At 40.6% G+C, this 13,859-nt stretch carries 12 protein-coding genes; 7 read left to right on the forward strand and 5 right to left on the reverse strand.

What is annotated here, in order from left to right:
- Positions 1 to 144 precede the first annotated feature (144 nt).
- Both phhA and CWB77_RS10720 read left to right on the forward strand, forming a co-directional pair.
- Positions 145 to 942: a phenylalanine 4-monooxygenase gene (gene phhA / locus CWB77_RS10715; protein WP_008111003.1), complete on the forward strand. Its 798-nt coding sequence runs from the start codon at positions 145 to 147 to the stop codon at positions 940 to 942.
- A gap of 36 nt (positions 943 to 978) precedes the next feature.
- Positions 979 to 1,323, forward strand: a complete 345-nt coding sequence (locus CWB77_RS10720; protein WP_008111000.1) for a 4a-hydroxytetrahydrobiopterin dehydratase — start codon at positions 979 to 981, stop codon at positions 1,321 to 1,323.
- A gap of 85 nt (positions 1,324 to 1,408) precedes the next feature.
- On the opposite strand, the gene CWB77_RS10725 is transcribed toward CWB77_RS10720, so the two are convergent.
- The 5 genes from CWB77_RS10725 to map form a co-directional block, all read right to left on the reverse strand.
- On the reverse strand, positions 1,409 to 3,439 hold the full coding sequence (locus CWB77_RS10725) for a BCCT family transporter (RefSeq protein WP_138622683.1): 2,031 nt from the start codon (positions 3,437 to 3,439) through the stop codon (positions 1,409 to 1,411).
- Positions 3,440 to 3,677: 238 nt separating this feature from the next.
- Positions 3,678 to 4,700, reverse strand: a complete 1,023-nt coding sequence (locus tag CWB77_RS10730; protein ID WP_138622685.1) for a tetratricopeptide repeat protein — start codon at positions 4,698 to 4,700, stop codon at positions 3,678 to 3,680.
- A 276-nt stretch (positions 4,701 to 4,976) separates the two neighbouring features.
- Positions 4,977 to 5,804, reverse strand: coding sequence for a 2,3,4,5-tetrahydropyridine-2,6-dicarboxylate N-succinyltransferase (gene dapD, locus CWB77_RS10735; RefSeq protein ID WP_010388107.1), 828 nt, complete (start codon positions 5,802 to 5,804; stop codon positions 4,977 to 4,979).
- Positions 5,805 to 5,813: 9 nt separating this feature from the next.
- The gene (gene glnD / locus CWB77_RS10740; RefSeq protein ID WP_010388109.1) at positions 5,814 to 8,432 is read right to left on the reverse strand and encodes a [protein-PII] uridylyltransferase; all 2,619 of its coding nucleotides are present in this window, start codon (positions 8,430 to 8,432) and stop codon (positions 5,814 to 5,816) included.
- Between the two features lie 151 nt (positions 8,433 to 8,583).
- Complete coding sequence (map, locus tag CWB77_RS10745) at positions 8,584 to 9,369, reverse strand: type I methionyl aminopeptidase (protein ID WP_054202413.1); 786 nt, start codon at positions 9,367 to 9,369, stop codon at positions 8,584 to 8,586.
- 272 nt (positions 9,370 to 9,641) lie between these two features.
- Between map and rpsB the strand changes: the two genes are divergently transcribed.
- From rpsB to uppS, 5 genes are all read left to right on the forward strand, one after another.
- On the forward strand, positions 9,642 to 10,370 hold the full coding sequence (gene rpsB, locus CWB77_RS10750) for a 30S ribosomal protein S2 (RefSeq protein ID WP_008110990.1): 729 nt from the start codon (positions 9,642 to 9,644) through the stop codon (positions 10,368 to 10,370).
- Positions 10,371 to 10,474: 104 nt separating this feature from the next.
- Positions 10,475 to 11,326, forward strand: a complete 852-nt coding sequence (gene tsf / locus CWB77_RS10755; protein WP_138622687.1) for a translation elongation factor Ts — start codon at positions 10,475 to 10,477, stop codon at positions 11,324 to 11,326.
- Positions 11,327 to 11,484: 158 nt separating this feature from the next.
- A complete protein-coding gene (gene pyrH, locus CWB77_RS10760) occupies positions 11,485 to 12,234 on the forward strand; it encodes a UMP kinase (RefSeq protein ID WP_016899281.1) in 750 nt (249 codons plus the stop codon).
- Positions 12,235 to 12,284: 50 nt separating this feature from the next.
- Positions 12,285 to 12,806 (forward strand): ribosome recycling factor, encoded by a 522-nt coding sequence (gene frr / locus CWB77_RS10765; RefSeq protein ID WP_218651693.1) that lies wholly within the window; start codon positions 12,285 to 12,287, stop codon positions 12,804 to 12,806.
- Positions 12,807 to 13,062: 256 nt separating this feature from the next.
- A complete protein-coding gene (gene uppS / locus CWB77_RS10770; protein WP_010388117.1) occupies positions 13,063 to 13,842 on the forward strand; it encodes an undecaprenyl pyrophosphate synthase in 780 nt (259 codons plus the stop codon).
- Positions 13,843 to 13,859 lie beyond the last annotated feature (17 nt).

Raw genomic sequence — 13,859 nt, forward strand, 5'->3', positions numbered from 1 at the left:
GATCTGTGTGTTCTGCAAAAGTATTGATCTGCGTCAAGCTATTAAACTTTTGTTCACTTTTGCATAGTATGGCTACATCGAATAGCCAAGCATTTGGCTGTTATTTTGACACCGATTTAGGGTTTTATCCCAAAGAAGGTATTTATGGCTAAAGCAAGTAATTACACCTCCAAAACACCTGATGAAAATGGGGTTATACATTGGAGCGATGAAGAAAATAAAATTTGGTCTGAGCTTGTAGCACGCCAACTTGCGTGCATTGAAGGCAAAGCCTGTGATGAGTACATGGAAGGATTGAAAAAAATCAATCTGCCTCATGATCGTATCCCACAGCTGAGTGAGCTAAACGAAGTACTTTTAGCAACCACAGGTTGGCAGGTTGCACCTGTACCTGCACTTATCGATTTTGATGAGTTTTTTAGGTTACTCGCTAACAAGCAATTTCCTGTAGCGACCTTCATTCGTAGCCGTGAAGAATTTGACTACTTACAAGAACCCGATATTTTTCATGAGATATTTGGTCATTGTGCCATGCTAACCAATCCTGACTTTGCAGAATTTACCCATAAGTACGGGCAACTAGGATACGCGGCAGAGAAAAAAGACCGCGTTTATTTAGCGCGCATGTACTGGTTTACCGTTGAGTTTGGTTTGATGCAAACTGAAAAAGGATTACGTATTTACGGTGGCGGTATTTTATCAAGCCCAGGGGAAACCCAATACGTGTATTCAGATACACCAGAGATTAATCCAATGAATGTGCTAGATGTGCTACGTACACCGTACCGTATAGACATTATGCAACCATTGTATTACACGATTAATTCGATTCATGACCTGTTTGAAATATCTCAAATGGATATAATGACTTTAGTTGAGCAAGCTAAATCACTTGGTTTGCACGACCCTAAGTTTCCTCCAAAAGAAAAATTAGCTAGTTAATTTTTGAAAAAAGTAACGCTAAATTAAGGATTTAAAATGTCTTCATTAAGTGCACAAAAATGTGAAGCCTGTCATGCAGATGCTCCAAAAGTATCTGATGCTGAATTGGCTGAATTGATTAAAAAAATCCCTGACTGGGTGCCAGAAGTACGCGACGGTATTATGCAGTTAGAGCGCGTTTATAAGTTTAAAAACTTTAAACAAGCCATTGCGTTTACCAATAAGGTAGGTGATATGGCTGAAGACGAAGGGCATCACCCAGGTCTATTAACCGAATGGGGCAAAGTAACTGTTACTTGGTGGAGCCATTCAATTAAAGGTCTGCATAAAAATGACTTCATTTGCGCTGCTAAAACAGATGATGTATTTAACGCGCTGTAATTAATTAGATTTGAGTAAATAAAAAGGCACTTTACAGTGCCTTTTTTATTTTTAATTACCGTTTTCTCAATACTGGCTGTATCAGTTAAGCTTTATCGATATTTAACATGTCATCATGCTCAGCCATATCCCAAGGTAGTTCGCCGGGGCTGTTACCTAAAAAGTGTAAGTAGTTCTCAAACTGATCAAGAATATCCTTCACAATATCATCTTCATTGTAGCCATAAACATCGTACGACAGACCACCACGACGTAAAAATACATCAGCCTTATAATACATTTCAGTATTGTCATTATCTGGGCGCAGCTCTGAGTAAGCAAAGCTCGGCATAGGGTGCTCGGTAAGGCGAATATCATAAACAAAATCCACATGCTCATGACGTAGTACAGTTAAATGAGCGCGTCCTAAATCAGTATCAAATTCCACCACAGCATGCCATTTTCGAGATTTAAATTCTGCTTGTACGGCTTTCATTGCCTCAACGACTACGCTACCAATAAAAGTATGTACTTTTTCTTTATTGGGGTAATTAACCATAGCCGCTAAACGGCGTTTCCAATGGGATAGATCAATATTACGACTATTGAGTGAATGTGCTTGTAGGCTGGTATCGCGATGGCCCTCAATTCTTAGCGCTCGCCAAAGCCCCGCAGTGGCAATTAGCATAATAATAGCAAAGGGTAGCGCACTGGCAATGGTCATGGTTTGCAGTGCACTTAAGCCACCAGCCACTAATAAAACAGCCGCCACAGCGCCTTCAAGTACCGCCCAAAACACCCTCTGCCATGCCGGTGTATTAATATTTCCACCTGAAGCGAGTGAATCGATTACCAAAGAGCCGGAATCAGATGAGGTAACAAAAAAGGTAACAATTAAAATAACCGTGAGTAGCGAAATAAAAAATGATAACGGTAACACTTCAAATAATTGAAATAATGCGACGGCATGATTTGCTTGTACATCACCAATGAGCGTATCAAAGCCTTCATTCATTATTAAATTCAGTGCTGTATCGCCAAAAACTGAGAACCATAAAAAAGTAAAAATAGTGGGAACTAACATTACGCCAACAACAAATTGCCTAATAGTTCTACCGCGGCTAATTTTTGCGATAAACATCCCAACAAACGGCGCCCACGCAATCGTCCAGCCAAATATAAATAAAGTCCAGTTACCAATCCAATCACTGCGACTATAGGCTTGTAAGTTAAAGGTCCGCTCAACAATACCACTAAGATAACTGCCGGTATTTTGTAAAAACGATTCTAAAATATGAATACTTGGGCCAATAAAAAATACAAAGGCCATTAATGAAACCGCTAAGGTCATATTCACGATTGATAAACGTTTTACCCCTTTATCCATCCCTGCGATTACAGAGAGGGTTGCTGCGGCGGTAATAATAGCAATCGCGGTAATTTGTACTGTGGTATTAATAGGAATATCGGGCCATAAATAGTGTAGCCCCGCGTTGATTTGAGTCACCGAAAGTCCGAGTGTGGTCGCAATACCAAATAAGGTGCCTAGTATGGCAAATACATCAACGGTATGACCGATAGGACCATATATTTTATCACCAATTAGTGGATATAAGGCTGAACGAATAGACAGCGGCAGACCATGACGAAAGGCAAAATAAGCTAGCACTAAACCAACAATTCCATAAATAGCCCAAATATGAAATCCCCAATGGAAAAAGGCAATTTGCATTGCTTGCTTAGCGGCATCCACGGTTTCAGCCGCGCCCGATGGCGGGGATGCGTAATGCAGTACTGGCTCGGCTACACCAAAATAAAGTAGCGCTACGCCGTAACCGGCAGAAAATAGCATGGCAAACCATTCACCAAAGCTATATTGCGGCTGTGCATGATCGGGGCCTAGTTTTATATTCCCCCAACTGGAGGCGGCGACACACACGATAAATACCAAGAAAATAGCGACTGATAACATATAAAACCAGCCAAAGGTTTCTGTTATCCACGCAAGGGCAACACTAAATGCCTGACCTGCGAGTTCAGGGTTACTACTTGTACCAATTACCAAGAGTAGAATAATAAATACTGCAGGCAAAAATACAGGTAGCAAAATAGTTGAGCGTAAAGCAGTTTTTGTCATATTAATCCTTAATATTAATTTGCTAACTTTCAAGTATGCTTGCCTACCTTATTATATATTCCGTTTATTGGCTAATTCAGTTGCTTGATTTATATACTTTAAAAAGGAGGGTAAAAGTTAATTTATAGGTGTTAGCAAATTGATAACCATACTTTTTAATCCGGCTGTCAGTGACGAGTAGCTCTGTGTAATTTCATCGGCGTTTAACTCAGCTCAGATAAACGTTTATAACTTAAAGCTATAAACTTTTCTCCCAATTGCATTGCTTTACTAAGTTAAACCATGGGCTGGTAAAGTCTTTAGCGGTAATGGGCTCAGGTAGGGTTAAAGTAACATCAAGCTTTTTAGCTAGATAATGTGCTACTAGCTGTTTCATTTTATCGCTTTCTAATTGCTCGTAAGCTGCTTGCAGCTGATGTTTATCTTTTTGACTTATGAAATCGCCAGTTAAATTTTTGTAGCCTAATTCAAGCCAAAGTAGCTGTGCTTGTTTAGCTTCGTTGGGAAATGCATGGGTTAAAGTTGCCGTTGGAGTATAGAGACGTTCAAAGTTAAGCTGATGTTCTTGAATTAAAAAGACCATTAATAAATTAAGCCCGGTTGAGATTTGCCCCGCGCGTTTATCAATATTTTGGTTAAGGCTTAACGCACTTCTAAAGTAGCGTTCAGCCTCAGTAACATTGCCTTCATCAAGCGCTAAGTAGCCCAAGTTACTTTTTATGAGTGCTGTTATATTAGGAAGCTTTAATTGCGTGGTGAGATCAAGATTATTTAAGTATAAAGCACGCGCTTTAGCAAAGTCATTTTGCGAGCGAGCAACCAGCGCCATACTGTTGGTGAGTGTTAATCGTTGGCGATCGTTGTGCGCATATTTATAAGCACATTTGAATGAGAGCTGGGCATCGCTTAAATATTCAGCATGGCGAAGCCATATTCCCAAGGCACTCATTATGGTGGTCAATTTTTGTTTAAAGTAGTCAGCTTGATGATGCTGAAATATTGCGTCAATCGATTTATAAAGCCGATCATAATGACTTGTGGGCACGGCTGTGCGGGCATAAAGCAAATGCCAGCGGATAAATAGCGCAGCAGGAGCTGTATTTAGTTCTTTGAGATTTTCAAGAATGATTATTGATTGTGCGGGATTAACAACAAGGTAATCTTCGGCTTCGTTAAGTTTAGCTTTAAACGATGTAAAATCATTAGCCATAGCCTGCGTTGAACCAAATAACACCAACCAACCTATAACGAAAAGGCGCAACAGCTTATCCCCAACAATCGAATTATGCGTTTATTCACTATAGATGCAGGTATCTAACAAAGCAACGCGATTAAAGGGTACAGGTTTGTGAGGAGGTATTTTAAAAGCACTAAAAAAGCCCTAAACCTATACAAGCTTAGAGCTTTTTCTGTATGTAATTAAATTTTAGCGAATACACTTAACTTTAATGTGTTGTTGGGTTTCGTTTAACTCAACCCAATCTACGTTTAATATTAACCTGCTTAGCGCTTACAGCTAAAAACTTACAACTGCTTTTTAATCATCAATTGAGCGAAGCAGAGCGTTAATGCCTACTTTTTCGCGTGTTTGTTGATCAACTTTTTTCACAATAATCGCAGCGTATAAACTATGCGTGCCATCTTTTGAAGGCAGAGCACCTGGAACCACAACAGCACCAGCAGGTACGCGACCATAATGAATTTCACCGGTTTCACGGTCATAAATACGGGTACTTTGGCTAATGTAAACACCCATTGAAATAACCGCACCTTCTTCAACAATAACGCCTTCAACAATTTCTGAACGTGCGCCAATAAAGCAATTGTCTTCAATGATGGTAGGATTTGCTTGTAGCGGCTCTAAAACACCGCCTATGCCCACACCGCCTGATAAGTGTACATTCTTACCAATTTGAGCACATGAACCTACAGTGGCCCATGTATCAACCATAGTGCCTTCATCAACATAGGCACCAATGTTTACATACGATGGCATTAGTACAACATTTTTCCCTACAAAGCTGCCTTTACGGGCAACGGCGTTGGGTACTACGCGCATGCCGCCTTGTTGAAACTGTTCTGGTGTGTAGTCGCTAAATTTAAGCGGTACTTTGTCGTAAAATTGATTTACGCCATCATTCATTGGTTGGTTTTCACGAATTCTAAATGAAAGTAGTACGGCTTTTTTAAGCCATTGATGAACAACCCATTCGCCAGAAATTTTTTCTGCAACACGCGCTGCGCCACTATCTAATAGCTCAAGTGCATCAATAATTGCTTGTTTAACATCGCTTGATACGGTTGTTGGGCTAATGCTGTCGCGGTTATCCCACGCATTTTCAATCATGGTTTTTAAATCTGACATAGTGTCCTCTTATTCAATTTCGGCGTTGAGTTTTTTACGTAATGCCTGATGAATTTTTGCTTGCTCTTCATCAGTCAGCGATTGATATTCGTTATTAGATACCACAAAGAAATCTTCTGCACGCTCGCCTACCGTGGTAATGCGTGCGGCATGTATGTGGAGTAAGTAAGCTTGAAAAACCTCGGCTATTTTAGTTAACAGCCCAGGTATATCAACCGCTTGAATTTCTATTAAACTACGGTCCTTACGAGGGTGCGGGCGCAGTACAATTTTTGGTTTAATATTAAAGTCTTTAAAGCGTTGTGAACGGCTCTTTTTAAAGCGTATTTTTTTACGTGGATCACTTAATGCTTGCTCTAATCCGCGTTTAATCGATTGCGCACGGCTACTGGCAATTGGGTCTCCGCTTACTTCTAAAATAACAAAGTTGAACAGTACGTAGCCATCTTTGGTGGTCAGTACTTGGGCGTGTTGAATTTGTGCTTTTTTAGAGCCAATAACACTGACTAATCGAGCAAATAGCGCACCTGAATAAGGACTATATGCAAATACTTGGGTGCCGCCATGCATTGCTTTATTTGAGACAATAACACTGGGTAGGCTCAAATCGGTGCATTTTAGTAAATGCTCTGTATGCCACGAAATCTGTTGCTCACTAAAAGCGGTAAAGTAATTGGCTTTAAAGCGGCTCCAAATTAAGTCAATTTGATCTTCATGGTAATGCAAATTAATCAAGCGCTGTTTAGCTTGATGCTTTTTATCTCGAATTTGGTCGCGTTGATCCATAGGATTTTCAAGGCCAAGGCGCAAAGCACGTTGTGTATGCAAGTAAAGCTCGCGTAGTAGAGTGTTTTTCCAGTCATTCCACAAGTTGTCATTAGTGGCGCGTATATCGGCGACGGTTAAACAATAGAGATAATCGAGCTGGCGCTCTGTTTTTACTCGCGATGCAAAATCTTTTATTACGTCTGGGTCGTTTATATCTTTACGCTGCGCCGTTACCGACATGAGTAAGTGGTTACTAACAAGCCAGGAAATTAACTTACCATCGGATGATGCAAAACCATGCAATTTAGAAAAAGCAATGGCATCAACAGCGCCCAGTTCAGAGTGATCGCCCCCACGGCCCTTAGCAATATCGTGGAAAATACCGGCTAAATAAAGTAGCTCTGGTTTATCCATACGCGTAACGATTTCGCTGCAAATTGGGAATTCGCTAATCCCGGTTTTATCAAAATACTGATAAATATTATTGATCAGCTTGTGGGTGTGTTCATCAACTGTGTAGGCATGAAACAAATCAAACTGCATTTGGCCAAAAATATTTCGCCACTGCGGCAAATAGGCGGCAATCATGCCGTGTTTGTGCATCAGCGTAAAAGCACGTCCCATGCCATTAGGATGCTTTATGATTCGTAAAAAAGCTTCTCGGCAGGCTGCGTAGTCTTGTAGGTCGCCTAATAAACGGCGACGAACTTGGCGAATAGTGCGAATTGTGCTTGGGTATATATGGGTAATTTCAGGGTGGTCAGCAATATGCTCAAACAACACAAAAAGTTGATCGCGTCTAAAGAATACAGACGGACTTTTTACCCGAATTTGATGGCCAACGCGCTCAAAGTTACGATCAAGCTCTTCAACGGTAGCTTGACTGCTGTCTGGCGAAATACTTTGCTCAAAGTACGAAAGCAACATTTGGTTAAGCTCACGTACTCGGCTCATGATTCTGAATAAACGCTTCATCATGCGCTCAACCGAGGCTTTACCATCGCTACCAAAACCTAAAATTTCTGCAGCTTGGGGTTGATGATCAAACAATAAGCGGTTTTCTGAACGTTCTGCGGCTAAATGCAATGCAAAGCGGATATTCCATAAATTTTCAAGACACTCTAACAGCTCTTGATATTCCTCATGGGTCAGGTAGCCGTGACTAATTAGCTCTTGCAGAGTTTCTGCCCTAAAGTGCTTTTTAGCGACCCAAATAATAGTTTGCAGGTCGCGAAGACCCCCTGGGTTTTCTTTTATATTTGGTTCTAAATTGTAGGCAGTACCGTGGCACTTTCTGTGACGCAAGTTTTGTTCTTGTACTTTTGCGACAAAAAATTCACCTGAGCCCCACACCGGGGTTTCAATAATATGGTTTTTGAGTTTTTCAAACTCAATATGATTGCCAAAAATAAGACGGCTTTCTAATAAGCTGGTGGCAAAGGTAACGTCTTCACGTTTTTGATCTATGGCTTGTTCAATAGTACGAACACTATGACCTATCTCGAGATTAAGATCCCATAACATAGTAACGAATTGGCCGATTTTTTCGCAAATATCATCATTAGGCTGTTTCGTAACAAGTAACAAAAAGTCTATATCAGAGTAGGGGTGTAGCTCGCCACGACCATAACCACCTACTGCAATTAAAGCCAAGTCTGGTTCGTGAGCTAAATCATAAACCTGAAAAAGTTTGATTAGCAACCGGTCAATAAATTCTGCACGGGCATTAATTAATTTACCAACAGGTTGTTTGGAGAATTCATTATGCAACCATTTATAGAAATAGGCGGAGCAATCGCGGTAATCGCTTAATTGCTCAGCATCATTGAGCAACTTTTTTACTTTGTTAGGTAATGCCACTTAGGCTGGCTCCTATATATGGACTGCATTGAAATTTATTTTTATAATATATTTGCTGTAAGGGCAATAACTTATGTTATCCCCTTACAGCAAACCGCTTAAGCGATATACGGCAAATCAGTTACTATCGCGATTAAGCGCGCACTTAAAATTAGTGCTCGATAATTCTATCGATTGTATCATCTGATCGTAGTGTTAAAATTTCAACACCATTTTCAGTTACAAGTAAGGTGTGTTCCCACTGAGCTGATAAACTACGGTCTTTTGTTACCACAGTCCAGTCGTCTTTAAGTAATTTACATTGGCGTTTGCCCGCATTTACCATAGGTTCGATGGTTAAACACATACCTGCTTTTAATGTTTCGCCAGTACCTGCTTTACCGTAATGCATTACTTGTGGTTCTTCATGGAACTCGCTGCCGATACCATGGCCGCAGTATTCACGTACGATAGAGTAGTTAAAGCTCTCTGCATATTTTTGAATAGCGGCACCAATATCACCAAGGCGAACACCCGGTTTTACCATTTTAATGGCAAGGTAAAGACTTTCTTGAGTAACTTCTGCCAGGCGTTTACCTTGGATATTAGGCGTGCCTACATGAAACATCTTTGATGTGTCACCGTGGTAACCATCTTTGATAACGGTGATGTCAATATTAACACTGTCACCGTCTTTTAATGCTTTGTCGTTCGGAATACCGTGACAAATTACATGATTTACTGAGGTACAAATTGATTTTGGAAAACCATGATAATTAAGAGGAGCAGGAACGGCATCTTGCACATTAACAATATAATCATGACAAATTGTATTTAGCTCATCGGTGGTGATACCTGGTACCACATGTGGTTCGATCATTTCTAGCACATCAGCAGCCAAACGGCCGGCTACACGCATTTTCTCGATTTCTTCAGGGGTCTTAATCACAGCGCTCATTGAGGCTCCAAAGTTGCGTTTTTAGATGATTATCGTCGCACAATTTTTGCACGAGACGTTGAGTATTTATTTTTAATATGGTATAAAGCGCGCCGTCTTTTTACAAATAAATTCTTAAATGATTTTTTGTATTTAAGGCAAACACAATTTTATTTTAACACACACACGTATCGTCACATACACTTGGGTGCATTTCAGTTTCATTTAACTGCGGTGTTGGTGCTATGGGATATGTGGAGGCCTAACCCTAAACAACTTAGAGGATTTACAAAATGGCAAACGTTTCAATGCGCGATATGCTTCAAGCTGGTGTTCACTTCGGTCACCAAGCACGTTACTGGAACCCAAAGATGAAGCCTTTCATCTTCGGCGCACGTAACCGTGTACATATCATCAACCTTGAGCAAACTGTACCAATGTTCAACACTGCACTTAAGTTTTTATCTGGTGCTGCTGCAAACAAAGGTAAAGTTCTTTTCGTTGGTACTAAGCGCGCAGCAAGCGAAGCAGTAAAAGAAGCTGCTTTACAAAGCGATCAATTCTTCGTTAACCACCGTTGGTTAGGCGGCATGTTGACTAACTGGAAAACAGTTCGTCAATCAATCAAGCGTCTTAAAGACCTTGAAGCTCAAAGCCAAGACGGTACTTTCGAGAAGTTAACTAAGAAAGAAGCGTTAATGCTTACTCGTGAAATGGAAAAGCTTGAAAAGAGCCTTGGTGGTATTAAAAACATGGGTGGCCTTCCAGACGCTATCTTTGTAATCGATGCTGACCACGAGCACATTGCTATCCGTGAAGCTAACAACCTAGGTATCCCAGTTGTTGCAATCGTTGATACTAACTCTAACCCAGACGGTGTTGATTACATCGTACCTGGTAACGATGATGCTATCCGTGCAATCAACCTTTACACTAGTGCTGTTGCAGCTGCGATCACTGAAGGCCGTGAGAGTAACATCGTTGCTCAAGCTGAAAAAGATGACTTCGTAGAAGCTGAGTAATTAGCTGTCATCAAGTCTTCATCTTTTAAAGGTGAAGACTTGCTATTCTTGTGGAGCGGGTAACCCGCTTATCTAAACCTGATTTCAGATTTGAGGATTTACTAATGGCTGTAACTACTGCCCTAGTTAAAGAATTACGCGAGCGTACTGGCGCTGGCATGATGGATTGTAAAAAAGCGTTAACTGAGACTGATGGTGACATCGAGTTAGCGATTGAAAACATGCGTAAGAGCGGTGCTGCAAAGGCTGCTAAAAAAGCAGGTAATATTGCTGCTGAAGGTACTATCATCATCAAGCAAAACGCGGGTGTTGCAGTACTTGTAGAAGTTAACTGTCAAACTGACTTCGTTGCTAAAGATGCAAGCTTCCTAGCATTTGCTAACAAAGTTGCAGATGCTGCTATCGCTGACACTACATCTATCGAAGACTTACAAGCTAAGTTCGAAGAAGATCGTGTTGAGCTAGTAACTAAAATTGGTGAAAACATCAATGTACGTCGTCTTCAGTACATCACTGGTGAACAACTAGTTGAGTACCGTCACGGCGAGCGTATTGGTGTTGTTGTTGCAGGTGTTGCTGATGAAGAAACACTTAAGCACGTTGCAATGCACGTTGCTGCTTCAAACCCAGACTACCTAACTCCAGATGACGTACCTGCTGATGTTGTTGAAAAAGAAAAGCAAGTACAAATCGACATCGCGATGAACGAAGGCAAGCCTGCTGAAATCGCTGAGAAGATGGTTGTTGGTCGTATGAAGAAATTCACTGGTGAGGTTTCTCTTACTGGTCAACCTTTCATCATGGAACCGAAAAAATCTGTTGGCGAAATTCTTAAAGAGAAAAACGCAACAGTTACTGGCTTTGTACGTATGGAAGTTGGTGCAGGTATCGAGAAGAAAGAAGAAGATTTTGCTGCTGAAGTTGCTGCTCAAATTGCAGCTGCTAAAGGTCAGTAAGACATACTATTTGTGATGCAAAAGGAAAATACATGCAATTAAAGTACTATTTGCTTTTGCGTCACGCTTAGAAATTCTTTAAAATAACCGCGCTTTTATGTTTAACATAAGCGCGGTTATTTTTTATCCATAATTCAATAAAAGTTGGCCCCAAAACTATGACTATCAATCGCAAACCTATTTTTAGACGTGTTCTTCTCAAATTAAGTGGTGAAGCTTTAATGGGAGACGAAGGCTTCGGCATCGACCCTAAAGTTTTAGATCGTATGGCACAAGAAATTAAAGAGCTCGTAGAACTCGACGTAGAAGTGGGTTTAGTTATTGGTGGCGGTAACTTTTTACGCGGTGGCTCATTAGCCGAAGCGGGCATGAATCGCGTTGTTGGTGACCACATGGGGATGCTTGCAACCGTAATGAACGGCCTAGCTATGCGTGATGCGCTACACCGTGCGTTTGTAAATTGTCGCTTAATGTCAGCTATCCCTTTAAATGGCGTATGTGATGCCTATAACTGGGCTGAAGCTATTAGCTTGTTGAAAACAGGTCGCGTTGTTATTTTTGCCGCTGGCACAGGTAACCCGTTCTTCACTACTGACTCTGCAGCGTGTTTACGCGGCATTGAGATTGAAGCTGATACGGTAATTAAAGCGACCAAAGTAGACGGTGTATTTAGTGATGATCCGGTGAAAAACCCTGATGCGACACTTTACCGTCACTTAAGCTACAATGAAATTATTGATAAAGAATTAAAAGTAATGGATTTAGCGGCATTTACTCTTGCTCGCGACCATAATATGCCATTGAGCGTATTTAATATGAATAAATCAGGCGCATTAAAACGCGTAATAATGGGTGAAGAAGAAGGAACCCTTATTTCTTCACAAGCCTCAGATGAAGTTAGTAACTAGATTAGGATTAAACCGTGATTAACGATATTCAAAAAGATGCGCAAGAGCGCATGCAAAAAAGTGTAGCAGCACTTGGTAGTCAATTATCTAAAATTCGTACTGGCCGTGCTCATCCTGCAATTTTAGACGGCATTATGGTGTCGTACTACGGCGCTCCAACACCGTTAAACCAAGTTGCAAATGTAACTATTGAAGATTCACGCACACTGGCTATTGGTGTATTTGATAAGTCTTTAGCGCAAGCTGTTGAAAAAGCTATTATGGCTTCTGACCTTGGTTTAAACCCAATGTCTGCAGGCACGGTTATTCGTGTACCTCTTCCTCCATTGACTGAAGAACGCCGTAAAGATTTAATTAAAATCGTACGTGGCGAAGTAGAAGGCGGACGTGTTGCTATTCGTAATATTCGTCGTGATGCAAATGGCGATATTAAAAACTTATTAAAAGATAAAGACATCTCTGAAGACGAAGCACGTCAAGGTGAAGATGCAATTCAAAAAATCACTGATAAGTTTATTAAAGAAATGGATACACAATTAACAGCGAAAGAAGCTGAGTTGATGGAAATCTAATAACTGTTCTAGACCTAGGCAAACAGCTTTAGCTAAATAATTAAGCCGCTTTTTACAAGTATTCGCACTTTACTTTAATTGTGTGATTTTAAAGAGTAACAGAATGTATTTTCTCTTTACTAGTGGCTCGATTATCAGTAAATACAAGGTTGTTAGCTGTATAATTATTTGCTTAAAGTAGATTTATTATCACGGGTACAGGTTAAATTTATTAGTTTTGAAACGCCGTCTGGGGTATACTAGGCGGCGTTTTTTTATGGAATACACAAAATTTATGGTTCTAGACGCTGATACAATTTCACAGCAATGTTTGCCTAAACATGTTGCCATCATCATGGATGGGAACGGGCGTTGGGCACAAGCCAGAAATAGGCCTCGTGTATATGGGCATAAAAAAGGCGTGGATGCAGTTCGTCAATCTGTGCAGTTTTGTACTAAATTAGGGATACAATCGTTAACCTTATTTGCTTTTAGTAGTGAAAACTGGCGCCGCCCTGAAGACGAAGTAAATACATTAATGGAGCTTTTTTTATTTGTACTAAGTAAAGAAGTTAAAAAGCTGCATAAAAACAACGTAAAACTAACCATCATTGGAGATTTATCTCGATTCTCTGAAAGCTTGCGTGCGAAAGTACATACTGCGCAAGAACTAACAGCGAATAACACCGGTCTGCACTTAAATGTAGCGGCAAATTACGGTGGTCGCTGGGATATGACTCATGCTGCTAAGCAGGTTGCTTTACAAGTAGCAAATGGGGAACTTGATCCCGCAGACATTACAGAAGAACATATTGCACAGCATATGAGTATGGCAGATCAGGCACAGCCAGATTTATTGATCCGTACTGGTGGCGATGTCAGAATTAGTAATTTTTTACTTTGGCAGGCAGCCTACGCTGAACTTTATTTTACCAATACACTTTGGCCTGACTTTAACGAAGCTGCTTTTGCAGAGGCCATCGCATGTTACGTTGCCAGAGAGCGACGTTTTGGTTGCACGGGCGAACAAATAAAACAATTACTCGCTCAAACCTAAAATAGATTAAGGGTCAT

Source organism: Pseudoalteromonas sp. S1610, assembly GCF_005887465.1.
In the GTDB taxonomy this organism is placed as follows: Bacteria; Pseudomonadota; Gammaproteobacteria; order Enterobacterales; family Alteromonadaceae; genus Pseudoalteromonas; species Pseudoalteromonas undina.